Origin of the sequence: Pseudomonas sp. BNK-45 (genome assembly GCF_047456255.1) — a bacterium.
Taxonomy (GTDB): domain Bacteria; phylum Pseudomonadota; class Gammaproteobacteria; order Pseudomonadales; family Pseudomonadaceae; genus Aquipseudomonas.
In genome coordinates this window covers 1,907,309-1,930,823 of record NZ_CP179909.1, presented here as the reverse complement: position 1 = coordinate 1,930,823, position 23,515 = coordinate 1,907,309, and the positions used below count along the sequence as shown (strand labels likewise).

Sequence of the window (23,515 nt, the reverse complement as noted above, 5' to 3'; positions counted from 1 at the left end):
TGCTCCTTCAATGTTCATGCACCTGCTGGTGAAACCCCGCCTGCTCGACCTGCAAGGTGACGTGGGCAATGTCGAAGCGCTCCTGCAGCAGCTCGGTGACCTCGGCCAGGATCGCCTGCTCGTCCCGTCCCGGCAGGTGCGCCACCAGATGGGCGCTGAGCACGTTCTTGCCGCTGGTCAGGGCCCAGATATGCAGGTCGTGCACATCGCCGATCCCCTGCACGCCGCGAATGGCTTGCTCCACCTGCTCGATGTCGACCCCGTCCGGCACGCCTTGCAGCAGCACGTTCATGCTCTCCCTGAGCAGGGTCCAGGTCCGCGGCAGCACCCAGAAGCCAATGGCTGCCGCCACCAGGGAGTCGACCCAGCCCCAGCCGGTGAACATGATCACCAGGGCCGCGCCAATCACCCCCAGCGAACCGAGCATGTCGCTCCAGACCTCCAGGTACGCGCCCTTGACGTTGAGGCTCTGGCTGCTGGCCGAGGCCAGCAGGCCCATGGCGATCAAGTTGACGATCAGCCCCAGCACGGCGATCACCAGCATCCCCGTGGACTGGATCTCGGCCGGGGCCTGCACGCGTTGCCAGGCCTCGAACAGGATGTAGAACGCCACCACGAACAGCAGCAGGGCATTGAAGGCTGCCGCGAGGATTTCGAAACGCGCGTAGCCGAACGTGCGCTTGCGGTCTGCCGGGCGCTTGGCGACCTGGATCGCCACCAGGGAGATGGCCAGGGCCAGGGTGTCGGTGAGCATGTGCGCGGCATCCGACAACAGCGCCAGGCTGCCGGTGACAAAGGCGCCGATGACTTCGGCGAGCATGAAGCTGGCGGTCAGCCCCAGGGCCATCCACAACTTGCGCTCATGCCCGGCCCGCGCCTGGCCGTGTTGGTGTCCTGCACCCATGAAACATGCTCCTGTGGCTGAAAAGCGTCGGCCTGATGATAGTTCGATTGTCCGCGGGGCCGCGGCTGGATAAGCGAATTGTCATCTTGCGCTCATCCGCCGGACATCTGCGGCCGGGCTGTACCCAGCAGGCCCGGCACCGAAGCCCGAGCCCGGCCCCGGCAGCACAAGCCTCGGCGCGGCGGCCGCGCTCTTCTGCATCGACCGCGGCGCTGTAGAATGCCCGCTTCACTCTCAGCGCGAAGGGACCGCCATGCATCATCAGCCCTGGATCTTCGGCCTCGCTGTGACCCTGCTGCTCGGGGTGGGCGGCGGATCGTCTGCAGCCCGGGCCGCCCCGCTGGACTGCAGCCACATCGAGCTCAGCGAACAGGTCGACCGCTGCGCCCAGCAGGACAAGGAACGGGCCGACAACGCCCTCAATCAGAGCTATCAGGCGCTCTTGGAGCGGGTTCACAACCTGTATCCCAGGAGCCTGCTGCAAGAGCAGGAATACCTTGGCAAGTTGAAGAACGCGCAACGGGCCTGGATCAAGTACCGCGACAGCACCTGCGTGCTGGAGGCCTTCGAAGTGGCGCCGGGCAAACCGGCCCACGTCACCCTGATCAACCGTTGCGTGACCCGCCTGAGCAACGAACGCTCCCGCTACCTGGAGCAACTGCTGCCCCAATAGCCGCCTGCCGGGGCATGCGCAACGCTGCCAGGCCCGGCAAAAGCGCCATCAGGGCCGCGAACGCCGGTAGAACGGGCGCCGGCCAACGCCATGGGCAAGCAGGCACACCAGGCTGCCGAGCCAGGCACAACCCAGCATGCCCAGGCAGGATTCGCGCTCGCGCAGGCGCTGCTGGCACAGCTCGGCGCTGTCACACTGAGCGACGCACCAGGGCTGATCGTCGCGGGTACAACCCAGCAGGTAACCCCGCAGGTGGCTCAGCACCAGGGGCTGTCCGGACAGTTGTGCGAGCGGCACCTGGAGCCGGGTCAGCTCGGGGCTCAAGCGCAAGCGTTGGCGTTCGCCGCTATCGAAGTCTTCGACCAGCAGCGCCCCCGCCTCCACCGCGACCACCCGGGCACTGAGGCTGTCGGGGCTGGCGCCTTCCAGGCCATAGTCCACCAGGGTACTGCTCCAGGCCTCGATCAGGACAAACACCAGCCCCAGCACAAAGCTCACCAGCGCCGCCTGCAGCAGCGGGTCGAGGGCAGAGAAATTTCGCAAGGAACACAGCGTCGAACGAATCAAGACAGCTCCCGGAAACCCTGGCGCGGGCCGCGTTTTCCGAGAGAGTAGCGGGAAAAAACCGAGGGCTGAAAGCCATTTTTCAGCCCGTTTTCAGGGTGGATTCACCGACCTTTTGGCGAAGGCTCTAGCTCGCTGTTTCGCCTGTTCACGGGCCGATGAAGAAAAGTCCTAATGCTGATCCACGGCGCAGGCGCCACCCGCCAGCGGCCGCTCCTCGCCCACGCGTCCGCCGAAGTAACCGGCACTGATCACGCCCACCGCGCCCATCAGCGCGCAATAGATCACGCAGATCCACGGGCTCCAGGGCATCAGGGCGATCAGCAGCAACGGGGTGGTACTGGCCCAGAGGGCGTAGGCGATGTTGTAGGTGAAGGAGATCCCCGACACGCGAATCCGCGGGGGAAACAGGCTGACCATCACCGACGGCACCGCCCCCACCACGCCGCAACCCAGGCCGGCAATGGCGTAGGCCAGGCCGATCCAGGTGCCGCCGCTGATCAGGCAACCGTAGAGCACGGCGATACCCAAAGGCAGCAGCAGGCTGTAGAGCATCACCGTGCGCCAGGCGCCCAGGCGGTCGACGATCAGCCCCGCCAGCACGCAGCCGATGTTGAGGAAGACAATGCCCAGGCTGCTCAGGGCAAAGGTGTGGCTGGCGCTCATGCCGAAGCTCTTCTGCATCATGGTCGGGGTGATGACCACGAACACCACCACCGCCGAGGTCAGCACGCAGGTCAGGATCAGCGCCGGCAGGATCGCCAGCCGGTGCTCGCGCAGCACGGTGCGCAGGGGCAGCTCGGCGGCGCTCTCGCGCTGCTCCTGCAACGCCATGAACACCGGGGTTTCGCTGAGCCAGCGGCGCAGCCAGACGCCGATCACGCCAAACACCCCGCCCAGCAGGAAGGGATAGCGCCAGGCGTGGTCGAGGATTTCCTCGGGGCTGAAGACCCGCGCCAGCAGGGTCGCGGTCAGTGCGCCCAACAGGTAGCCGAAGGTCAGCCCGGCCTGGAGAAACCCCAGGGCATAGCCGCGATGGGCCCGCGGCGCGTGCTCGGCGACGAACACCCAGGCGCTGGGCACCTCACCGCCCACCGCCGCGCCCTGCAGCACCCGCAGCGCCAGCAACAGCAAGGGCGCGAAATAGCCGATCTGGGCATAGGTCGGCATGCTGCCGATCAGCAGGCAGGGCAGCGCCATCATCAGGATGCTCAGGCTGAAGACCTTCTTGCGCCCCAGGCGGTCGGCGAAATGCGCCATGAGAATGCCGCCCAGGGGCCGGGCCAGGTAGCCGGTGACGAAGATCCCGAAGCTTTGCAGCAGGCGCAGCCACTCGGGCATTTCCGGGGGGAAGAACAGCTGGCTCAGGGTCAGGGCGAAAAATACGAAGATGATGAAATCGTAGATTTCCAGGGCTCCGCCCAGGGCGGCCAGGCCAAGGGTCTTGTAGTCGGCGCGGGAAAAGCGCGCCGGCGACGACTCGGTGGAAGGGGTCATAAAAGCAACTCGGAGGGTGGCAATCAGCAAGGCTGCACATGGTCTATGCAATCGTCCCGAGGGACAACCATCAGTCGTTGGCGACCTGGGCCATAGGTGCGCCCTTGGCCATGGCGATGGCCGCCTGGATCGCGGAGCGGGCCTGAGGGCTGTTTTTCCAGCAACTGGAACCGACCAGGGCCGAGGCCTGGGTCACGATGTCCAGGGCATCGGCGGCGGCCAACTGGGCCAGGGAGGTGATGCCCAGTTGTTCCAGGCGACCGACCACCGTCGGGCCAACACCCTTGACCTTGAGCAGTGCGGCGCGTTCTTCGGGGGAAAATGACATGTCGGTTGAATCCTTTGCAGTCCGTGGCAATTGCCGCATTCTTGCACAGTTCTCGGCCGCCTCAGCCTGGGGCGGCCGACCTCCTTATAAACATAAGAAACCCGAGGTACTCACGTGGCCGCTGATATTCAAGATAGCCGCTCCGCCCGCTTCGCCCTGCGCTGTTCGAACTGGGCCGAACGCTGGTTTCCCGACTCCTGGGTGTTCGCCGCGCTGGCGGTGATCATCGTCGCCCTGGCCACCCTGGCCATGGGTGCCAAGCCCACCGACGCCGCCATGGCCTTCGGCGACGGCTTCTGGAGCCTGATCCCCTTCACCATGCAGATGGCCTTCGTGGTCATCGGCGGTTACGTGGTGGCCAGCTCGCCGCCGGCGGTGAATCTGATCGACAAGCTGGCGCGCCTTCCCAGGAACGGCCGTTCGGCCGTGGCCTGGGTGGCGCTGATTTCCATGGTCGCCTCCTTGCTCAACTGGGGCCTGTCCCTGGTGTTCGGCGGGCTTCTGGTACGGGCCCTGGCGCGACGCAGCGAACTGCGCATGGACTACCGCGCCGCCGGCGCCGCCGCCTACCTGGGCCTGGGCGCGGTGTGGGCCCTGGGGTTGTCGTCTTCGGCCGCGCAGTTGCAGGCCAACCCGGGCAGCCTGCCGCCGTCGATCCTGGCCATCACCGGGGTGATTCCTTTCACCCAGACCCTCTTTCTCTGGCAGTCGGGGGTGTTGTTGCTGGCCCTGATCGTCGTCTCGCTGATCGTCGCCTACGCCACCGCACCGGGGCCCAACAGCGCCCGGGATGCCCAGGCCTGCGGGGTCGACCCGAGCTTCAGCATGCCCAAGCCACAACCGCGGACCCGCCCCGGCGAGTGGCTGGAGTACAGCCCGCTGCTGACCATTCTCCTGGCGCTGCTGGCCGCCGGCTGGCTGTACCACGAGTTCGCCACCAAGCCGGCGATCACCGCGATCTCCGGGCTCAACACCTACAACTTCCTGTTCCTGATGACCGGCGCGCTGTTGCACTGGCGCCCACGCAGCTTTCTCGACGCCGTGGCCCGGGCGGTGCCCACCACCACCGGGGTGCTGATCCAGTTCCCGCTGTACGGCTCGATCGCCGCGCTGATGACGGTGGTCAAGGGCGTGGACGGCCAGACCCTGGCCCACCACATCTCGACCTTCTTCGTGCAGATCGCCTCCCACGACACCTACGCTCTGTTGATAGGCCTGTACTCGGCGGTGCTGGGCTTCTTCATTCCCTCCGGCGGCGGCAAGTGGATCATCGAGGCGCCCTATGTGATGCAAGTGGCCAATGACCTGCAGTACCACCTGGGCTGGGCGGTGCAGATCTACAACGCCGCCGAGGCCTTGCCGAACCTGATCAACCCCTTCTACATGCTGCCGTTGCTAGGGGTGCTGGGCCTGAAGGCCCGCGACCTGATCGGTTTTTCCTTCGTCCAGCTGCTGGTGCATGCGCCCCTGGTGCTGGTGCTGCTCTGGGCCCTGGGCACCACCCTGGCGTACCTGCCGCCGGTCATGCCCTGAGCTGTCCACAGGCCTGCTGCGCACTACCGCAGCGGGCCTGAGGATCATTCTCCCCGAGCCTGGATCTCATATTTTTCCAGGCTCTTGCCAGCAGGCTCCTGCAGCTTTCCTGTAGCCTTTGCGTCATATTCGATTGCTACCGTGCAACCGAAATACTTTGTAACGAATTCTCAGATCGACGAGCAAGGACCCGACATGAGCGACGATACCGATCAGCGCGACCTCCCCGAAACCACCGCCGACCAGCCCACCGATACCAGCCGCCGCCGCTTCCTCGGCGGCGTTGCCGTTCTTGGGGTCGGTGCCACCCTGAGCGCCTGCGCCAAGTCCGACGAGCCGACGAGCAAACCGCAGGAACGGCCGCTGTCTCCGGCGGAACTGGACAAGGCGCTGCGCGAGCAGGTGAAGAACGTGGTGGTGCTGTTCGCCGAGAACCGCAGCTTCAACAACCTGTTCGCCAATTTCCCCGGGGTGGAGAAGCCCTTGTCGGCGCTCAAGCCCGAGGCGTTCCAGCAGCGCGACCGTGACGGCAGCCTGCTGTCGAAACTGCCACCGGTCTGGGGCGGCATTCTCCAGGTTGGCCCGCAAACCCTGGACGGCGTCACCTACCCGGTGGAAACCCAGTTCCAGGAAAACCTGCCCAACGCGCCGTTCGCCCTCAAGGGCCCCAGTGGCGAGGACCTGCCCCTGGGCCTGGTGACCCGCGACCTGTGGCACCTGTTCTACCAGAACCAGATGCAGATCAACGGCGGCAAGAACGATGGTTTCGTGGCCTGGGCCGACTCCGGCGCCCTGACCATGGGCCACTACGCCCAGACCCGCTATTCCCTGCGCCTGTGGGATGTGGCCCGGGAGTTCGTGCTCTGCGACAACTTCTTCCAGGGTGCCTTCGGCGGCTCGTTCCTCAACCACCAGTACCTGATCAGCGCCAAGGTGCCGTTCTACCCGGACGCCGCCAACTCGGTGGCCAAGTCGCAGATCGCCACCTTGCAGGGCGACGACCCCAAGGGCACCCGCCTCAAGCCCCTGGACAAATCCCCGGCCAGCGCCCTGGACGGCGCCCCGCAGTTCGGCCCCAGCGCCCTGACCCCGGACGGCTACGCGGTCAACACCATGGCCCCGCCCTACTGGCCGACCTGGATCCGCGACCCGGAGCGCCCGGACTACGCCAAGCCCGACCTGCCCAGCGTGCTGGTGCCCCAGACCCACGAGCACATCGGCGACAAGCTGTCGAAGAAGAACGTCGACTGGGCCTGGTACGGCGGCGCCTGGCAGGCGACCCTGGAGCAGTTCAAGGACTCCGGCGGGATTCCCAAGATCCCCAACTTCCAGTACCACCACCAGCCGTTCAACTACTTCGTGCGCCAGGGCCCGGAGAATCCGGCTGAGCGCGCCAAGCGCCTGCGTGACGGCGGCCTGGGGGATGAGTCGAGCACCAACAAGTTCTTCGCCGATGCCGAGGCCGGCAAGCTGCCGGCGGTGACCTTCTACAAGCCCCAGGGCAACCTCAACCTGCACGCCGGCTATGCCGATGTGGCCGCTGGTGACCGGCACATCGACCGGGCGCTGAAAGTGCTGCAGGAAAGCCCGCAATGGAAAAACATGGTGGTGATCGTCACCGTCGACGAGAACGGCGGCTGGTGGGACCACGTGGCGCCGCCCCAGGGCGATCGCTGGGGCCCGGGCACGCGGATTCCGGCACTGGTGGTGTCGCCGTTCGCCCGCAAGGGCACGGTGGATCACACGGTGTATGACACCGCCTCGATCCTGCGGCTGATCACCCGGGTGTTCCAGCTGGAGACCCTGGACGGCATCAAGGAACGCGACGAGGCCATGATCGCCCGCGGCCAGAAGCCCATGGGCGACCTGACCAACGCCCTGCACTTCAACGTCTGACCCCGGCGGGGCCCGCAACGGGCCCACCAGCCCCCGCAGGACCGAAGCTCTAGACCGGCTTCGGCTCTGCGGCAACGGCGCCAATAATAGCCATGTGACATCACACACTTTACCCATCCACCCGGCGGGTAATATCCTGCGCGCCACTTATTTGTTTCATCAGTTTTCCGATTGGAAAGGGAGTTCGTCGTCATGATCGTAGGCATCGACCTGGGGACCACCAACAGTCTGGTGGCGGTCTGGCGCGACACCGCCAGCGAGCTGGTGCCCAACGCCCTGGGCCAGCTCCTGACCCCCAGCGTGGTGGGGCTGGACGATGAGGGCCGGGTCCTGGTGGGGCAAGCCGCCAAGGAGCGCCTGCACACCCACCCGCACCTGACCACCGCACTGTTCAAGCGCTACATGGGCAGCGCCACCGAAGTGCGCCTGGGGGATCGTCTGTTTCGTCCCGAAGAACTCTCGGCCCTGGTGCTCAAGAGCCTCAAGGAGGACGTCGAACGCAGCTACGGCGAGCCGGTGGAAGAAGCGGTGATCAGCGTGCCGGCCTATTTCAGCGACGCCCAGCGCAAGGCCACGCGGATCGCCGGCGAGCTGGCCGGGCTCAAGGTGGAAAAGCTGATCAACGAACCCACCGCCGCGGCCCTGGCCTACGGCCTGCACCAGCGCGACAAGGAAACCTCGTTCCTGGTCTTCGACCTCGGTGGCGGCACCTTCGACGTGTCGATCCTGGAGCTGTTCGACGGGGTCATGGAAGTCCGCGCCAGCGCCGGCGACAACTTCCTCGGCGGCGAGGATTTCGACAGCCTGCTGCTGGAGCACTTCATCGAACAGCAAGGCCGGGCGGCGGACTTTCCCGAGCGCCAGAGCGTGCTCCAGGCCCTGCGCCGCGAAGCCGAACGGGTACGCCGTGCCCTGGGCCAGGAGCCCAGCGCCGAGTTCAGCCTGCGCGTCGATGGCCGGCAATGGACCCAGACCATCACCCAGGCGCAGCTGGCGACCCTCTACACGCCCCTGCTGGAACGCCTGCGGGCTCCCATCGAGCGGGCCCTGCGCGATGCGCGGATCCGCGTCAGCGACCTGGATGAAATCCTCCTGGTGGGCGGCGCCACCCGCATGCCCCTGGTGCGCAAGCTGGCGGCGGGGCTGTTCGGGCGCTTTCCGTCCATCAGCCTCGACCCCGACGAAGTGGTGGCCCAGGGCGCGGCGGTCCAGGCCGCCCTCAAGGCACGCTCCGCAGCCCTGGAGGAAGTGGTGCTGACCGATGTCTGCTCCTACACCCTGGGCATCGAAACCTCCCAGCAGTACGGCAACCAGATCGAGGGCGGGCATTACCTGCCGATCATCGAGCGCAACAGCGTGGTGCCGGTGAGCCGGGTCAAGACCGTGCAAACCTTGCACGACAACCAGGAGCAGGTGCTGCTGAAGATCTTCCAGGGCGAGAGCCGCCTGGTGCGCGACAACGTCGCCCTCGGCCAGCTGGAAATGCAGGTGCCCAAGCGCCCGGCCGGCGAAGTCTCGCTGGACGTGCGTTTCACCTACGACATCAACGGCCTGCTGGAAGCCCAGGTGAGCATTCCCCTGACCGGTGAAAGCCGTTCTCTGGTGATCGAGAACAACCCCGGCGTGCTGACCCCGGAGGAAATCCAGGAGCGGCTCAAGGCCCTGGAGCAACTCAAGGTTCATCCCCGCGACCAGCAGGTCAACACCTTGCTCAGTGCCCGCCTGGAACGCCTGTATCAGGAAAGCCTGGGGGAGTTGCGCGAACAGATCGGCTACTGGGCCGGGCAGTTCCAGCAAGTGCTGGACACCCAGGACGAGCGCAAGATCCGCGAAGTGCGCAACCAGCTCAGTGAACAGCTGCAGAGACTGGAAAACGGCCACTGGCACTGAGGAGCGGCGACATGGATTGTTGGGCCCTGCTGGAACTGCCGGACGATGCCGATGAGCGCAGCATCAAGCGCAGCTATGCCAAACGCCTGAAAAGCACCCGCCCCGATGAGGATGCCGAAGGCTTCCAGCGCCTGCGCGAGGCTTATGAGCGGGCGCTGCAACTGGCCCGCTGGCGGGAAGACGAAGCCGACGACGGTTGTCCCGAGCCCGTCGCCGCGGCTCTGCCTGGGGACAACCTGCAGGCCTGGTCGGGGCTGGTTGAGATGAGCCCGTCCCTGGTGCCGCAGCCAACAGCCGCTGTCGCGCCAACGCCGGCACAGGCCCTGCTCAAGGGCCTGACCCTGGAGAACCTGCCGCAACGCTGGACGCAAGCTCAGGCTCAACGCTGCGCCCAGGACTTCCAGAACCTGCTGCTGGAGCACTGCTGCAGCCACCCCCAACAACGCGCGCCCCTGGTTGAGTGGGCGGTTCAACATCTGGAATGGCTGACGCCCTGGCAAAGCCTGTCGATGAGCGACGCGCAACAGTGCTCGCTGGTCGATGCCCTGCTGGACCATTACCGTCAGACCCTGGAAGAGCCGCTGCAAGCCAACCAGGAACGGGCGTTCCTCGCGCAGTTGACCCACTACAGCGAACAGCTGTGGCTGCAGATTTTCGATCACCGCCTGCAATGGCAAAGCACGGTGCTGATGCTGCTCAACGAGCAACAGTGGAGCGTGCCCCTGTTCGAACGGGTGTGCCAGGCGTTCGGCTGGGATGAACAACGGGGCGCCATCCCGGAGCCGGCCTGGATCTGGCACCAGTTGGTCCAGCGCTGTCAGCAGGAAACCTTCTACCAGGACCTGCAAAACAAGCTGCAGCAGGAACACAGCTGGGCACCTGAGGTACTGGCGGCGCAACTGCTCGCCAAGCCGCTGTCCCCGCGCCAGCAGCGCAATCTCACCCGCGGTTTTACCCAGAATGAATGGCAAGCCTGCCAGCAGCTGGCGCAGACCCTGACCTGGCGCTTTCCGCAACTGATCGAGCGCCTGCCCCAGAGTGACGTGTTCTATTGGCAGAAATTCATGCCCCAACCCTCCACCACAGGGGAAACATGGGTGCGGGCCTGGGCCGGCATCGCGCTGGCGTTCACCCTCTTTTTCATTCAGGAACGCCACGACCCGCCGGTGCTGGCGGCCATCATGGCGGCCTTGTGCGGCTGGCTGGTGGCGGTGCTCGGATTGTCGGCACTGTGCGCCTGGAACGCCGTGGCGCTGCGCTTCTTGGATCTGGACCTGTGGCTGAGCGAACGCCTGCTACCGAAACAGCTGCACAGGCCTCCTTATCGAAGACTGCTGCGCCACGGTGTACCTTTCCTGGCCTTGCTGGCGCTGTTCGCCAGCCTGCTCGGCCTGCTGGGGATGCTGACGTACCTGGGCTTTACCCTGATCGGCGTCCTGCACCACAAGCGCATCGGCCATGTCAGCGAAGCATTCAGGCTCAAGCATCCCTGGCTGAGCGTCTTGCACTGGTCGCATTTCAGTCCCTGGCAACCGGTTTTCCTGGTGCTGATGGTGGCTGTCATCCGGGCTTGCCAGGTGTTCTACCCGGCCTTCCCGCTGACCCGGCTGATACCGGGCTGAGGCCTGCACAAGGGGGGCAGATTTTTTATCCGCTGTCTTTCTCTATCCACGGCGGTGTTTCAGTATGAACAGCCCCCGTGGAGGGGTTCACGCTGAAAAGGATCTGAGCATGTTCAAATTCGCAGGAATCTCCCTGGCCCTGGCGGCCGCCGCGTTGAGCACCAGCGTCATGGCCGATGTCGAGGTCGACCTGGGCAGCCCCCAGCGCGTCACCCAACTCTTCGCCTACCCCAACAACTGCAACGTGATCTGCTATCGCAACTGGACCCTGGAGGAGACGGTGGCTCACTACCTGACCCAAAGCGTGCAGCGCGATGGCTACAGCGCGGCCAAGGTCAGCGTGAAAACCGCCAACGACAAGGTTGTCGCCTCCATCAGCGGCGTGCCCCAGGGCTACGCCAAGCCCCTTAGCGCCCTGCTGGATGCCGGCGACCTGGCCTACAAGGGCGCCAGCCAGCTCAATAAGGACGGTCACTGGGATTTCAGCTGGTACCTGTTCCTGCCCCTGGGCATGGCCCTGGAAAACCGCAAGAGCGTGGAGCTGCTGCACTTCCCGCCGGATTATTCGCTGACCCACTACCAGGACTACCTGGAGTCGGCCACCACCGACCGCTGGGCTTCGCTGCTCACCGTCAACGGCATCGCCGCCGAGCAGACCCCGGCCTACCAGACCATCGTCGATATCGCGCCGATCGCCGCGCCCTCCAGCGCCGGCAAGAGCCTGGAAGGGGTCTACAGCTACTTCAACAGCTACCAGACCAGCATGGTCAAGCAGGTCAGCCAGAACGCCAGCGGCGCGGCCCTGCCGATGGTGGCTTTCGGTGCGCCGGTGCGTAACTGGCTCAAGCAGCAATACGGGGTGACGGTGAATGTGCTGGGCCTGGCGCAGATCAGCCCCAGCGAAGGGGTGAAGGTGCCGGTCCTGGGTGCCAACCACCCGAGCTACATCTGGTACGCGGCAGACCCGGCCAACTATGACAACGACGAAGCCAAGGCCGACGCCGCCGGGTTGAAAGTCATGGGGCAGGACTTGAGCGCGGCCTGCTGGCAGGCCGGCATGGGCAGCAAGCCGGGAACGGATCCGAGCACCCTGCTCAGCAGTTGCACCCAGACCTGGCAGGTGACCCAGAAAGAGCAGACCTGCGAGCTGTTCTACACCTCGGTACGCAAGCTGACCGAGCAGCAGGCCGCGGCCAAGTGCACCAGTGCACCGGTCAAGACCCAGCTCAACCAGCTCAAGGCCCCGGCACCGGCGCCAAGCACCGAGGTGCCGCACCTCTGAGGTCCGCCGCTGGCCGCTGCGCCTTCACGCAGCGGCCAGGGCGCGTTCAGACCGCGCCGAGGGGACGCAGGCGATATTGCGGTGGCAGCTGTTCGAAACCACTGATGGTCGCGTTCAGGCTCTTCCAGCGACCGTCCTTGATCCCGTAGATGCAACCGTGGATCGACAGGCTCTGCCCGCGATGCCAGGCGTTCTGCACGATGCTGGTGTGGCCGACGTTGGCCACTTGCTGGATCACGTTCAGCTCGCACAGGCGGTCGACCTGTTCTTCTTCAGTGGCCAGTTGCGCCAGCGCCTCGCGGTGCTCGTAGTACAGGTCACGAATCGAACGCAGCCAGCCATCGATCAGGCCAAACTGGCGATCCTGCATCGAGGCGCGCACGCCGCCGCAACCATAGTGGCCGGTGACCAGGATGTGTTTGACCTTGAGTACATCCACCGCGTACTGGATCACCGACAGGCAATTGAGGTCGGTGTGCAGCACAACGTTGGCCACGTTACGGTGCACAAACAGGTCGCCCGGCAACATGCCGACGATCTCGTTGGCCGGCACCCGGGCGTCCGAGCAGCCGATCCACAGGTACTCCGGAGTCTGCTGGCGGGCCAGCTTGGAGAAGAATTCCGGGTCTTCCTGCTTGATCGCTTCGGCCCAACGCGCGTTGTTATCAATCAGATCTTGTAGTTCGTTCATGCTGTGAAGCCTCAAGAATGATGCGCAGCTTTGACAGACGAGTGCCCGTCGGGGTCACGCCAATGACTGCAGATACCGGTTATCCCTGCCGGGGAATCTTCGCCGGGGCTGTGGGTCCACCCTGCAAGCCCCTAAAAGTATGAGCAATCGCCATGACCGAATCACGACGCCCCTTCAGCGCACCCCAGCCCGAGCCGATCGACGATGATCAGGATCGCATGGGGTCCATGGAGGAGTTGCATTTCGATGACGACGAACCCGGCCCCGCAAGCAGCACCGGCCTCACCAGCGACGGCTCCAGCGACGACGACCTGAGCCCGGAAACCCTGATCCGCGAGGATGGGGCCCGTTCTGCCCGGGAAGTCGGGGCCGATAAACCCGCCGACTGGGACTTGAGTATTGTCGATGCCACGGACATTGGCGGTGGCAGCGGTCTGGATGAAGCCGAACTGGCACGTCGCGACCCGCTGGACGGCAAACCCTGAGTTCGGCGCCACATTTAATGACGCCCTCTCCCGCAGGAGCCGGCTTGCTGGCGAAGAGGCCCTCAAGCCATGCAGCGCCGGGAATGGCGCCGTCGCCTACAGCACGTGCCGTTTCAAGGTTCAGTCGACCAGGGTGCAGGCCATCACCAGGGCATCTTCGCGACCGCCCACGGCCGGGTAATAGTCGCGGCGCCGACCCACTTCATTGAAGCCGTAACGCTCATACAGCCGATAGGCGGTCTGGTTGCTGGAGCGAACTTCGAGGAAGCACTCCCGGGCATTCTTCTGGTAGGCGCGCTTCATCAGCTCTTCCAGCAGCCGCAGGCCCAGGCCGCGGCCCTGGCTTTCCGGCTTGACGGTGATGTTCAGCAGATGGGCTTCGTCGATGATCACCTGGATGACCCCGTGGCCCACTTGCTGGCTGCCTTCGAACATCAGCCAGACTTCGTAGGACTTGAAGGCATCCATGAAAATGCCCCGGGTCCAGGGGTGACTGAACGCGGCATATTCGATTTTCAGGATGGCATCCAGGTCCGCCTCGGTGGCCAGACGGAAGGTCAACGCGTCACTCATCGGTCATTCTGCTCATCAGTGTGTTTCCAGCGCGCCATCAGCCGACGCATGGCTTGCCAGACATCAGCCTTACGCTGTGGCTCTTCCATTAATAGTTCCAGGCCGGGCAAGGCCCAGGCCGACCCCAGGCCTTCGACCTGCAGTTCACGGTTGTAGGATTCGGCGTTGGCTTCCCCGGCGAAACGTACGGCCGGCAGACCGATCAGCCACAGGCAGACGCAGGGCTCCTCTTCGATGCGCACGCCGACAAAGGCCTGGACGAAATCCCGGGCGGCTTCCGGCCCCTGGTCGAGGTTGCCCCGGGTCAGCATCGGCCAGCGCACCGGCTCGGCGAGGATCTGCGGGCTGTCCGGCAGGCCGGCGGCGCGCAGCATGTCCTTGAGCAGCAAGTAGGCCGGGTCGCGGCTCTGGAAGGCTTCGCCTGTGGGTAACTCCACCAGCAGCAGGCAACGGCCGGCCCGCAGCAACTGCAAGGCAAAACGCGGCGGCGGTACCACCGGCGCCTTGACCACCGGGGCCGGGGCTTCTTCGCCCTCGGCCACTGGCTTGCTGGCTGTCTTTGCAGGCGCGGTGGACGGACGCGGCACCTCGATTTTCGGCCGTTCGACGGTCCTTGCAGCCGCCGCCGGGGCCTTGGCCTCGACCACAGGGGCAGGCGGGGCCTGCACCTCGGGTTCCGGCAAGGCCAGCAATTCAGGACGCGAAGGGGCGGCAAAGGGCAATTCGCTGCGCGGCAGCCAGCTGACCACCTGCATGGCGGACAGATAAGCGCGACGACGGGACTCGATAAGCAAAGGTCGGCCACTTGTGGATAACTGAGGTGGGGGATTCTACCGTCCTTCGCCAAAGATCGCCTGCTGTTGATTGCGCGCAAAAGCGACAGTCCGTCTCATACCTGGGCCCGGGGGTGAATCGTCGGCCCCCTGATGCAGTACAATCGCCGCTTTTCATTGCCAACCAGCCGGCCATTCCGATGATCGAACCCAAGCGCGTCTTGCGCGCCCTCGCCGAACACTGGGCACTTCTGGAGCCGCTGTGCGAGCACTTCGACCAAGGCACCCTGAGTCTTGCCGAACTGCGTTCACAGCTGGCTGCCCAACAACTGGACAGCACGCCCCAGGACATCACCCACCTGCTGGACGTATGGATACGCCTGGACATCCTGGTCCCGGTGGCGAAAAGCCCGAACCGTTTCGAGCTCAATGCACAGATCCACGACTTCCTCGCCTACCTGCGCCGTGAGCACCGCCTGGGCCTGTGCCTGGAGATCGAAGCCTACCTGCGCCACCTGGAGCGTCTGGCCGGGTACATCCAGGACGCCTTCGACGTGCGCGACGGCAACGACCTGGCGCGCCAGCTGCGGCTGCTGGACATGCGCGTGCGCGATGTCCTGAAGAAGCTCGCCAACGACGAACAGGCCCTGGTGGCCGTGGCCGAACGGGCCAAGACCAGCGACCGGCAGATTCCCCTGCGCCAGCGCTACGCCGAGGTGCTGGCCACCTGGGACGAATACGTCGAACCGATGATCCAGCTGGTGAACGCCGACGGCGCCTTCGAACAAGGCGTGCGCAAGGTGGAGAACGTCCTGCTGCGCCTGCTCACCGAGCAGCAGCGCCTGGGCCATCTGGTGGACGACGACATGCTGCTGCGCACCCACGCGCGGATCCTGGAAATGCAGACCAGCGCCCAGCTGACCCTGCGCCACGCCCGGGAACTGCTGCTGCCGCTGCGTGAGGAAGCCCGCCGGCACAACGCCGTGACCCGTGGCGCGGCCCTGGCCCTGGCGGCCATCCGGCGCAAGGGCATCGACGCGGTGCCCCAGGCGGCGATGCCGATGTTTACCCGCCCGCAGAGCACCTTTCTCGGCAGCTCCGGCCAGGTGGAAGCCTATGTCTACGCCCTGGCCCGCTTCGAGCCCAAGCCGGCGCGCTTCCCCAAGGCCCACAAGACCCACAAGGGCCTGGCCCCCAAGGCGCCGCGCACGGTTCGGGAAATGCTCGAACGCTGCGAAGACGCCCTGCCGATGCCGGACCTGATGAGCTGGCTGCTGGACCAGGAGCCGGATGGCGCCACCGACGAACTGCTGTACTGGTTCTCGCGCCTGTCGCGGGAAAAACGCTTCAAGCGCGAGCGCCTCGAACGCCGCGACTACCACACCCAGGAGCATCAGGTCAGCCTGCGCTCCTTCGCCCTGCTCTCGGCCCGCGATGACGCCGCCGAGCATTCTGCGAGCAACGCCAATGCATCTTGATCTTTCCGAACTGTCCCAGCTGGCGCCGATCTTCCGCGAGCTGTTCAAGGGTTACCACGTCAGCCGCCGCGACCCGGAGCTGTACGCTCAGCTGTCGAACTTCCAGGACCAGTACCGCACCCTGTTCAAGGCCCTGGGCTTCGAGCTGGTGTGCGACACCCGGGGTTTCTACTACTTCGTGCCGGACAACGCCGCCGCCCAGGTGAACAAGACCGCCCAGCGCCTGGCGCTGTTCACCTTCATCCTGGTGGAGCACCTGGCCGACCAGGGCCGCGACCCGATCGCCGTGCTCGATGGCGGCAGCCTCGGCCGTGACGAACTGCCGTCGCTGCTGGAGAAATACCGTGACCTGTTCATCCAGGCCGAAGTGCAGACCCAGGAAGAGCTGGAAGAGAAAATCATGCGCCGCATGACCCAGCTGGGTTTCGCCGCCGAGGAGCCGGGCATCTACCGCTTCCTGCCGCCGATGCACCGTTTCCTCGATGTCTGCCTGTCGGTGCAGCAGGACCGCGACCTGGCTGCCAGCCTGCACAGCGTGCTGCCGCTGCCGACCCCGGTACTGGTGGACGACGACAGCGACGAAAAACTGCTGCAGACCGATGACCCGCTGGACCTGAGCGAATTCGACGAGTCCGAAGAAAGTGAAGAAGACGCGCTGGCCAGGGCCATCGCCGAAGAACAGGAGCTCGACGCATGAGCAAGGAACGCTACGGCATCCGCCGCTTTGCCCTACTGAACACCGCCGGCTACAGCCTGGGCCTGTTCCCCCTGGAGGAGCCGCTGTCGGTCTACGGGGCCAACAACCTGGGTAAATCGGCGTCGATCAACGCCCTGCAATTCCCGATTCTGGCGCGCATGTCGGACATGAGCTTCGGCAAGTACAGCCTGGAACAGTCCCGGCGCTTCTACTTCGCCTCGGACACCAGTTACATCCTGGTGGAAGTCTCGCTGCCCCACGGCCCTCATGTGATTGGCGTGGTCGGTCGCGGCCCGGGTGGCGGTTTCGGCCACCAGTTCTTCGCCTACGCCGGCCAGCTGGACCTGGCGCATTACCAGAAGGACGACACCTGCCTGCGGCAGAAAGAGCTGTTCACCAACCTGGAGCGCCAGGGCCTGAAGGCCTATGAGCTCAAGCCCGATGAACTACGGCGCCTGCTGGTGGGCGGCCACACCTCGATCCCCCTGGACCTGACCCTGATCCCGCTGCGCTCCACCAGCGAACAGAGCCTGAAAACATTCCGCGCGCTGTTCATCAACCTGCTGCACATGCGCGAAATCACCGCGGCCAAGCTCAAGCAGCTGTTCCTCGATGCCTTCGAGCACAGCCTGCGCTCCGGCAGCGTCGACTACATCGCCGCCTGCGACGAAGCCTTCCGCGATGTGCGGCGTATGGAGCAGGACTACAACTCCCTGGTGGCCGCCGGCCCTCTGGTGGAAGCCCTGGCCAACGGCGTAAAGCAGCGGGACATTCTGCGGGGCAAGCTGCACCGCCTGTCGCCGCTGCTGGATTCGCTGCTGGGCACCTGGTCGGACTATGCCGGCGCGCGCAAGGAAGAGCTGACCATACAGGCCGAGCACTACCGTAATGAGCAGGACGCGCTGCAGAACGACCAGCGCAGCAGCACCCAGGAAATGATGCGCCTGGAACGGGAAATCACCGGCACCCAGCGCTGGCTCGGTGAGTTGTCGGTGCTCAAGCACCGCTTCGCCCTGGTGGATGACGTCAAGGTCCTGGAACAGCAACTGCTGGCGGCCAAGGATGCCCACGATGAACTGGCCGGCGCCCTGGCCCAGTCCCGGCAGTTCTCCGCCGAAGACCTGGAAGAACGCCTGCGGGACCTGGAAAAACGCCTGAAGTCGGTCAAGCAGCAGCTCGATCATGCCGACAACAACAGCTACGCCCGCCTGCGCGAGGAGTTCTCCCAGCAGGACGTGGAGCGCCTGATGCGCCTGTTCAACAGCGCGCTGTTCAGCCTGCCCCTGGGCGAGCATGGCATCACCCTGGACGACAACGGCGAGTGGGTGAAGTCGGTGGAGCTGATCCTCGACGGCTTCAAGGGCGAGCGTTTCGAAGTGCCGGGGTTGACCATCGACATCTCCCACATCGAGCCGCCAGCCTTGCAGGCCCTGGCCGACCGCGCCGCCCTGCGGGATCAGAAAGAGCGTCTGGAAAAAGAACTCAAGCAGCTCAAGACCCAGGCCGCCGTGGCCGCCGACCGCGCCGCGAGCAAGACCCAGACCGAAGCCCTGTACCAGCAGGTACTGGATGCGCAGAAGGCCCTGGAAGACTTCCGCCGCGCCCAGACCCTGAGCGCCGAGGAAGGCGAGAAGCTGGAACAGCTGGCGCAAATGGAAGCCGCCCAGGACGAACTCAAGCGCTCCAGCGATGCCTTCACCGAACGCGTCCAGCAACTGTCCGCCAAGCTGCAACTGGTGGGCCGGCAGATCGCCGACATGGAAGCCAAGCAGCGCACCCTCGACGACGCCCTGCGCCGCCGTCAGTTGCTGCCGGCAGACCTGCCGTTCGGCACGCCGTTCATGGATCCGGTGGACGACTCCATGGACAACCTGCTGCCACTGCTCAACGACTACCAGGACAGCTGGCAGGGCCTGCAGCGGGTCGACGGGCAGATCGAGGCGCTGTATGCCCAGGTACGCCTGAAGGGCGTGGCCAAGTTCGACAGCGAGGATGACGTCGAGCGCCGCCTGCAACTGCTGATCAACGCCTATGCCCACCGCACCGACGAAGCCCTGACCCTGGGCAAGGCGCGCCGCGCGGCGGTGACCGATATCGCCCGGACCCTGCGCAATATCCGCAGTGACTACGACAGCCTGGAACACCAGCTGGCGCTGTTCAACCGCGAGATCAACAAGCGCCAGGTGTCCAACCTGCAGAGCTTCCGCATCGTCCTGGCGCCGAACAAGGAAGCCCTCAAGCACATCGACCAGATCATCCACAGCGCCGGCCAGTACGAGGAAGGCGAGACCCTGTCGGTGTTTGACCTGAGCCAGAGCGCCGAGCAGGACAACAAGAACGAAGAGGCCAAGGAGTACCTGGCGCGGCTGGTAGCAGCCAACCACAACCAGTTGGGCCTGAAGGACCTGTTCGAGCTGGCGTTCGAGATCACCAAGGTCAATGGCCAGCCGGTGATCCACACCGACATCGATGGCGCGGCGTCCAACGGCACCACCATGACCATCAAGGCGCTGACCAACATGTACCTGTTGCTGCACTTGATGGACCGCGACCAGGCCGGGCGTATCCGTCTGCCTTACTACCTCGACGAAGCGGCGGACATCGACGAACGCAACCAGGCGGCGCTGCTGGAAACCAGCCTGCAGCTGGGCTTCGTGCCGATCCTGGCCAGTGTGAAGCCGCAGGTGTCGGCCCAGGTGGCCATCGACCTGGAAGGCGGCAGCGGGCCAAACGGCATCTACATCGACGAGGCGGACTGGAAGTTCATCCGCCGTCACGATCAGGTCAAGGCGACTCTGAACGTGGAACCCGAAGCCGAGGCCGAAGCGCAACTGGACGAAGTCTGACTGGGTAACGCGGCAACGTAAAAGGCCGCACTCTTTCGAGTGCGGCCTTTTTTATTGGATAGCTTTTGTAGGAGCTGGCTTGCCAGCGAAGGCGTCCTCTGGAAGAACGCCGGACTTGAGGACCTCTTCGCCGGCAAGCCGGCTCCTACGAGAGGGTTATTTGCCGAGGGGGATCTTGGGCGCCCAGGTCAGCCATTCATCCTCGAACTTGTCGAACAGCGGGAAGGTCTGCTGGGGACGGGCCGGGTTGCCCATGCGCTCGCCATCCGGGGTGGCGAAGGCAATGCCGCCCTGGATCAAGGTTTCCAGGGACTCGGTACGCACTGTGGCGCCCTTGAACAGGCCAAAGTCCACGCCAAATCCGCTGCTGTTCCAGAAGCGCGTACCACCGCGAATCAGCGGCGCGTACTTGGGTTCGATGAGGATGTGGATCAGTACCCGGTCAGCCGTCTGGCCCAGCTCGTAGCCGGTCACCTTGCCCACCGTCACTTCGCGGTAGGTCACCGGCACCCCCACTTTCAGCGAACCACGGCGCGCCGCGCTCAGTACCAGGCTCAGACCCGCTTCAGCAACGCTGGCCTCCGGCGGCTGCGGCAAGGCGACGAAACTGGTTTGCACGCCCTGATTCTTTGCGGCGGGCTGGACCTCGATGTATTGACCGGTAACCAGGGTTTCCAGGTTGGAGGTCTTCATCAGCCCCAGTTCCGGCTTGACCACCCAGAACTGGCTGCCGACCCGGGCGATACGCTCGGGCACTTCGGTGATGCGCGCCTTGAGCATCACTGATTGCAGGTCGGCGCTGAGGGTCACTTCCTCCAGCTTGCCCACATCCAGGCCCTTGAAGCGCACTGGCGTGCCGGCACGCAGCCCATCGGCGCGATCGACCTTGATGTTGACCAGGATGCCGCGCTGCGCCGCTTCTTCCTGGTTGGCGAACAGACGGAAACGCGGAATGCGCTTTTTCAGCGGCACGTTGGGCAGCGGCGTCTCGAAGGCGATACCGCCGGCCATCAGGCTTTGCAGCGACTCGCTCTTGATCTGGATGCCGCCAGTGAGACCGCCCGTGAGGGTGATGCCGCTGACGTTCCAGAAACGGGTCGAACCGTTGACCAGCGACTCGTACTCTTTCTCGATATGGACGCCGATCACCACTTGCTTGCGGGTGTGAGAGAACTGATAGCTCTGCACCGAGCCGACCTTGACCTGCTTGTAGAGGATCGGGCTGCCCACATCCAGGGAACCAAGGTTGTCGGTGAACAGCACCATGTGCAGGCCCGGGGCTCGAAGGTCCAGAGGCGGGGCCTTGGCCCGGGCCTCGAACTCGCGCTGGGGCGCAGCGCCCTTGTCGCCGGGGCGAATGGCGATGTAGTTGCCTTTGACCAGCGCCTCCAGACCGGTGATGCCGGCCAGGGAGATGGAGGGTTTGACGGTCCAGAACTGGGTGCCCTGGACCAGGTAGTCCTCGGCCAGCGGATCGAGGGTCAGCTCGGCGGTGGCGCTGGTGAGATCGGAGTCGACCTTCAGCGCTTTCAGGCTGCCCACCTGGATGCCCTTGTACATCACCGGGGTACGTCCGGCTTGCAGCCCTTCGAAATCGGTGAGCTTGACCTTGACCCGGATCCCGGCCTGGGCGGCGTCGAAATCCTCATAGAGCCGGAACGGCAGGCTTGGGTCGGTAGGCGGACTGTCCTTGCGGTTTTCCGGCGTGGCAAAGGCGATACCGCCGGCGACGATGCTGGACAGGGACTCGCTGCGCACTTTGACCCCGGACAGGTTGGCGTCGATGCTGATGCCGCTGGCGTTCCAGAAACGCGTGTGTTTGCGCACCAGGTTGGCGTAGGTGGGCTCGATATAGACCTTGAGCTCGACCGTGTTCTGGTCTTCGGAAAGCAGGAAGCTTTTGATCTGTCCGACCTGGATCTGCTTGTAGAACACCGGGCTGCCGCGGTTCAACGAGCCGAGGCGTTCGGCCTTGATGGTCAGGTGCAGGCCGGGCTTGGCGTCCGATAACGGCGGCTCTTCGGCCAGGGCCTTGAATTTGCGCGCAGGCTCGCCATCGCCGGGATTGACCGCGATGTAGTTGCCGGAAACCAGGGTTTCCAATCCGGTGATGCCGGCCAGGCTGACACTGGGCTTGACCAGCCAGAAGCGGGTGTTGGTCTTCAGGTACTGTTCGACGTCCTTGTTCATCTCGACCGTGGCGATCACGCCCTTGGAGTTGCCCTCATCGTCCAGGGCCAGGGTCTTGACCTTGCCCACGGGCATGCCTTTGTAGACCACTTCGGTCTTGTTGGCCTGGATCCCCTCGCCGCTTTCAAAGCGCAACTGGATCTCGATACCGGTCTGGCTGTAGGCACGCCAGCCCAGCCAGCCACCGATGATCAGGGCAATCAGGGGCAGCACCCAGATGGCTGACCAATTGGAGGCCGGGCGGGTTTTGGCGGTAGGCAAATCACTCATGGTCGTCGTCCGACTCCGTGTTATCCCAGATCAGTCGGGGATCGAAAGTTACTGCGGCCAGCATGGTCAGAATCACCACACTGGCAAAGGCGACCGCTCCGAGATTGGCTTCGATGCTGGCCAGCCGTCCAAAGTTGACCACCGCCACCAGGATGGCGATGACAAAGATATCCAGCATCGACCAGCGACCGATGAACTCGATAAAGCGGTACATGATGATCCGTTGCCGTGCCGACAGTGGCTGGTGGCGCTGCACCGAGAACAACAACAGAGCAATGCCCACCAGCTTGAAGGTGGGCACCAGGATACTGGCGACAAATACTACCGCGGCAATGGGAAACATGCCGTGCTGCACCAGTTGGATAACCCCCGACATGATGGTGCTGGGATCGCCCTGGCCCAGTGAGCTGACCGTCATGATCGGCAGCAGATTGGCCGGAACATAGAGAATGGCGGCGGTGAGCAGCAGCGCCCAGGTACGCAGGATGCTGTTGGGACGGCGGGGATGGACCAGGGCTCCGCAACGAGTGCAGGTCTGCTCGTCGCTGTCGGCTTCCTGCCGGTTCAATTCGTGACATTCGCTACAAATCAGAATGCCTGCATCAATCGCCCGCATGCACATCCTCTCCCGATAACGCTTGCCAGATCTGGTGAGGCGACATCACCACCTCCAGCCAGACCTGCACCAATAACAGACTGATGAAACACACCAGGCCCAGGCCCACGGTGATGGAGGCCATGTCAGCCAATTTGACGATGGCCACCAGCACCCCCATCAGGTAGACCTCGAGCATTCCCCAATCACGCAGGTGGTGATAAATGCGGTAGAGCAGCAGGCCATAGCTGCGCCCGAAGTCCCAGCGAATACTCAGCAGGACCAGGAGCTGGCAAATCAACTTGATCAGGGGGATGCCCATGCTGCACAGGAACACCACCAGTGCCACGCCTTCCATACCGGTATCGAACAGGCCTTGCACGCCGCTCCAGACGGTATCTTCGGAAGACTGTCCCAATAGATTGAGCTGCATGATGGGAAGAAAGTTCGCCGGTACATAGAGCAACAAGGCGGCGATCACCAGAGCCAGGCTCCGCTCAACGACATTGTGCCGGTGTGCGTAGAGCTCATAGCCACAACGCGGGCATTGAGCCTTCTCGCCGAGAGCAAGCGTTGGCTTGCGCATCAGCAGATCGCATTCATGGCAGGCAACCAGGTCGTCCAGTGGTAATTCTGACAACCCGGGGGCGTCAACCGGATCTGGCATAGAAGGCTCTGGAAGTGGAGAAAGTAGCAGCTATTCTAGTGTTCCAATTCGAAAATAACTG

The 23,515-nt window shown here is 64.5% G+C and carries 20 protein-coding genes; 10 read left to right on the top strand and 10 right to left on the bottom strand.

The genetic code is table 11. From position 1 onward, the window contains the following. Window positions 1-7 precede the first annotated feature (7 nt). On the bottom strand, window positions 8-904 hold the full coding sequence (locus ACMGG8_RS08925) for a cation diffusion facilitator family transporter (protein ID WP_414159469.1): 897 nt from the start codon (window positions 902-904) through the stop codon (window positions 8-10). A gap of 253 nt (window positions 905-1,157) precedes the next feature. Here ACMGG8_RS08925 and ACMGG8_RS08920 point away from each other — a divergent pair, with 253 nt between their 5' ends. Continuing rightward, a complete protein-coding gene (locus ACMGG8_RS08920; RefSeq protein WP_060841093.1) occupies window positions 1,158-1,577 on the top strand; it encodes a lysozyme inhibitor LprI family protein in 420 nt (139 codons plus the stop codon). Window positions 1,578-1,625: 48 nt separating this feature from the next. On the opposite strand, the gene ACMGG8_RS08915 is transcribed toward ACMGG8_RS08920, so the two are convergent. The 3 genes from ACMGG8_RS08915 to ACMGG8_RS08905 form a co-directional block, all read right to left on the bottom strand. Next, window positions 1,626-2,144 carry a hypothetical protein gene (locus tag ACMGG8_RS08915; RefSeq protein ID WP_414159468.1) on the bottom strand — a complete coding sequence of 173 codons (519 nt, stop codon included), beginning with the start codon at window positions 2,142-2,144 and terminating at the stop codon, window positions 1,626-1,628. A 168-nt stretch (window positions 2,145-2,312) separates the two neighbouring features. Continuing rightward, on the bottom strand, window positions 2,313-3,638 hold the full coding sequence (locus ACMGG8_RS08910; RefSeq protein ID WP_235759641.1) for an MFS transporter: 1,326 nt from the start codon (window positions 3,636-3,638) through the stop codon (window positions 2,313-2,315). A 70-nt stretch (window positions 3,639-3,708) separates the two neighbouring features. Further along, window positions 3,709-3,966 carry a Pathogenicity locus gene (locus ACMGG8_RS08905; protein WP_060841096.1) on the bottom strand — a complete coding sequence of 86 codons (258 nt, stop codon included), beginning with the start codon at window positions 3,964-3,966 and terminating at the stop codon, window positions 3,709-3,711. A gap of 114 nt (window positions 3,967-4,080) precedes the next feature. Between ACMGG8_RS08905 and ACMGG8_RS08900 the strand changes: the two genes are divergently transcribed. From ACMGG8_RS08900 to ACMGG8_RS08880, 5 genes are all read left to right on the top strand, one after another. Further along, complete coding sequence (locus ACMGG8_RS08900; protein WP_414159467.1) at window positions 4,081-5,499, top strand: short-chain fatty acid transporter; 1,419 nt, start codon at window positions 4,081-4,083, stop codon at window positions 5,497-5,499. A 195-nt stretch (window positions 5,500-5,694) separates the two neighbouring features. After that, window positions 5,695-7,395: an acid phosphatase gene (locus ACMGG8_RS08895; protein ID WP_414159466.1), complete on the top strand. Its 1,701-nt coding sequence runs from the start codon at window positions 5,695-5,697 to the stop codon at window positions 7,393-7,395. 192 nt (window positions 7,396-7,587) lie between these two features. Further along, on the top strand, window positions 7,588-9,285 hold the full coding sequence (locus tag ACMGG8_RS08890; RefSeq protein ID WP_108545173.1) for a molecular chaperone HscC: 1,698 nt from the start codon (window positions 7,588-7,590) through the stop codon (window positions 9,283-9,285). An 11-nt stretch (window positions 9,286-9,296) separates the two neighbouring features. Continuing rightward, on the top strand, window positions 9,297-10,907 hold the full coding sequence (locus tag ACMGG8_RS08885; protein WP_414159465.1) for a J domain-containing protein: 1,611 nt from the start codon (window positions 9,297-9,299) through the stop codon (window positions 10,905-10,907). Window positions 10,908-11,016: 109 nt separating this feature from the next. Then, a complete protein-coding gene (locus ACMGG8_RS08880; RefSeq protein ID WP_414159464.1) occupies window positions 11,017-12,189 on the top strand; it encodes a hypothetical protein in 1,173 nt (390 codons plus the stop codon). A 46-nt stretch (window positions 12,190-12,235) separates the two neighbouring features. On the opposite strand, the gene can is transcribed toward ACMGG8_RS08880, so the two are convergent. Next, the gene (can, locus tag ACMGG8_RS08875) at window positions 12,236-12,880 is read right to left on the bottom strand and encodes a carbonate dehydratase (protein WP_060841102.1); all 645 of its coding nucleotides are present in this window, start codon (window positions 12,878-12,880) and stop codon (window positions 12,236-12,238) included. A 152-nt stretch (window positions 12,881-13,032) separates the two neighbouring features. On the opposite strand from can, the gene ACMGG8_RS08870 reads away from it, so the two are divergent. Beyond that, a complete protein-coding gene (locus tag ACMGG8_RS08870; RefSeq protein ID WP_060841103.1) occupies window positions 13,033-13,365 on the top strand; it encodes a hypothetical protein in 333 nt (110 codons plus the stop codon). A gap of 120 nt (window positions 13,366-13,485) precedes the next feature. Here the strand turns inward: ACMGG8_RS08870 and rimI are convergent, their stop codons facing one another. Then, a complete protein-coding gene (gene rimI, locus ACMGG8_RS08865; RefSeq protein ID WP_016963566.1) occupies window positions 13,486-13,938 on the bottom strand; it encodes a ribosomal protein S18-alanine N-acetyltransferase in 453 nt (150 codons plus the stop codon). Then, window positions 13,935-14,732, bottom strand: a complete 798-nt coding sequence (locus ACMGG8_RS08860; RefSeq protein ID WP_082729295.1) for an energy transducer TonB — start codon at window positions 14,730-14,732, stop codon at window positions 13,935-13,937. The genes rimI and ACMGG8_RS08860 overlap by 4 nt, the downstream gene beginning before the upstream one ends. Window positions 14,733-14,911: 179 nt before the next feature. Here ACMGG8_RS08860 and mksB point away from each other — a divergent pair, with 179 nt between their 5' ends. From mksB to mksF, 3 genes are read left to right on the top strand one after another with little or no spacing between them, the layout of a single operon-like run. Continuing rightward, on the top strand, window positions 14,912-16,189 hold the full coding sequence (mksB, locus tag ACMGG8_RS08855) for an Mks condensin complex protein MksB (RefSeq protein ID WP_060841105.1): 1,278 nt from the start codon (window positions 14,912-14,914) through the stop codon (window positions 16,187-16,189). Further along, a complete protein-coding gene (mksE, locus tag ACMGG8_RS08850) occupies window positions 16,179-16,886 on the top strand; it encodes an Mks condensin complex protein MksE (RefSeq protein ID WP_047285462.1) in 708 nt (235 codons plus the stop codon). Before mksB ends, mksE begins: the two co-directional genes overlap by 11 nt. Continuing rightward, window positions 16,883-19,732 (top strand): Mks condensin complex protein MksF, encoded by a 2,850-nt coding sequence (gene mksF / locus ACMGG8_RS08845; protein WP_235759633.1) that lies wholly within the window; start codon window positions 16,883-16,885, stop codon window positions 19,730-19,732. The genes mksE and mksF overlap by 4 nt, the downstream gene beginning before the upstream one ends. Before the next feature lie 156 nt (window positions 19,733-19,888). On the opposite strand, the gene ACMGG8_RS08840 is transcribed toward mksF, so the two are convergent. Genes ACMGG8_RS08840 through ACMGG8_RS08830 form a run of 3 tightly spaced genes read right to left on the bottom strand, consistent with a single transcriptional unit; the run spans window position 19,889 to window position 23,454 of the window. Further along, window positions 19,889-22,192, bottom strand: coding sequence for a PqiB family protein (locus tag ACMGG8_RS08840; RefSeq protein WP_060841107.1), 2,304 nt, complete (start codon window positions 22,190-22,192; stop codon window positions 19,889-19,891). After that, a complete protein-coding gene (locus ACMGG8_RS08835) occupies window positions 22,185-22,808 on the bottom strand; it encodes a paraquat-inducible protein A (protein ID WP_060841108.1) in 624 nt (207 codons plus the stop codon). Before ACMGG8_RS08835 ends, ACMGG8_RS08840 begins: the two co-directional genes overlap by 8 nt. Next, on the bottom strand, window positions 22,795-23,454 hold the full coding sequence (locus ACMGG8_RS08830; RefSeq protein WP_235759631.1) for a paraquat-inducible protein A: 660 nt from the start codon (window positions 23,452-23,454) through the stop codon (window positions 22,795-22,797). The genes ACMGG8_RS08835 and ACMGG8_RS08830 overlap by 14 nt, the downstream gene beginning before the upstream one ends. Window positions 23,455-23,515: the final 61 nt, after the last annotated feature.

What these genes read in the sequence shown, in the direction of transcription:
- ACMGG8_RS08925 (WP_414159469.1), bottom strand. Translation starts at nt 904, where the DNA reads ATGGGTGCAGGACACCAACACGGCCAGGCGCGGGCCGGGCATGAGCGC.
- ACMGG8_RS08920 (WP_060841093.1), top strand. Translation starts at nt 1,158, where the DNA reads ATGCATCATCAGCCCTGGATCTTCGGCCTCGCTGTGACCCTGCTGCTC.
- ACMGG8_RS08910 (WP_235759641.1), bottom strand. Translation starts at nt 3,638, where the DNA reads ATGACCCCTTCCACCGAGTCGTCGCCGGCGCGCTTTTCCCGCGCCGAC.
- ACMGG8_RS08905 (WP_060841096.1), bottom strand. Translation starts at nt 3,966, where the DNA reads ATGTCATTTTCCCCCGAAGAACGCGCCGCACTGCTCAAGGTCAAGGGT.
- ACMGG8_RS08895 (WP_414159466.1), top strand. Translation starts at nt 5,695, where the DNA reads ATGAGCGACGATACCGATCAGCGCGACCTCCCCGAAACCACCGCCGAC.
- ACMGG8_RS08890 (WP_108545173.1), top strand. Translation starts at nt 7,588, where the DNA reads ATGATCGTAGGCATCGACCTGGGGACCACCAACAGTCTGGTGGCGGTC.
- ACMGG8_RS08885 (WP_414159465.1), top strand. Translation starts at nt 9,297, where the DNA reads ATGGATTGTTGGGCCCTGCTGGAACTGCCGGACGATGCCGATGAGCGC.
- ACMGG8_RS08880 (WP_414159464.1), top strand. Translation starts at nt 11,017, where the DNA reads ATGTTCAAATTCGCAGGAATCTCCCTGGCCCTGGCGGCCGCCGCGTTG.
- can (WP_060841102.1), bottom strand. Translation starts at nt 12,880, where the DNA reads ATGAACGAACTACAAGATCTGATTGATAACAACGCGCGTTGGGCCGAA.
- ACMGG8_RS08870 (WP_060841103.1), top strand. Translation starts at nt 13,033, where the DNA reads ATGACCGAATCACGACGCCCCTTCAGCGCACCCCAGCCCGAGCCGATC.
- rimI (WP_016963566.1), bottom strand. Translation starts at nt 13,938, where the DNA reads ATGAGTGACGCGTTGACCTTCCGTCTGGCCACCGAGGCGGACCTGGAT.
- mksB (WP_060841105.1), top strand. Translation starts at nt 14,912, where the DNA reads ATGATCGAACCCAAGCGCGTCTTGCGCGCCCTCGCCGAACACTGGGCA.
- mksE (WP_047285462.1), top strand. Translation starts at nt 16,179, where the DNA reads ATGCATCTTGATCTTTCCGAACTGTCCCAGCTGGCGCCGATCTTCCGC.
- mksF (WP_235759633.1), top strand. Translation starts at nt 16,883, where the DNA reads ATGAGCAAGGAACGCTACGGCATCCGCCGCTTTGCCCTACTGAACACC.
- ACMGG8_RS08840 (WP_060841107.1), bottom strand. Translation starts at nt 22,192, where the DNA reads ATGAGTGATTTGCCTACCGCCAAAACCCGCCCGGCCTCCAATTGGTCA.
- ACMGG8_RS08835 (WP_060841108.1), bottom strand. Translation starts at nt 22,808, where the DNA reads ATGCGGGCGATTGATGCAGGCATTCTGATTTGTAGCGAATGTCACGAA.
- ACMGG8_RS08830 (WP_235759631.1), bottom strand. Translation starts at nt 23,454, where the DNA reads ATGCCAGATCCGGTTGACGCCCCCGGGTTGTCAGAATTACCACTGGAC.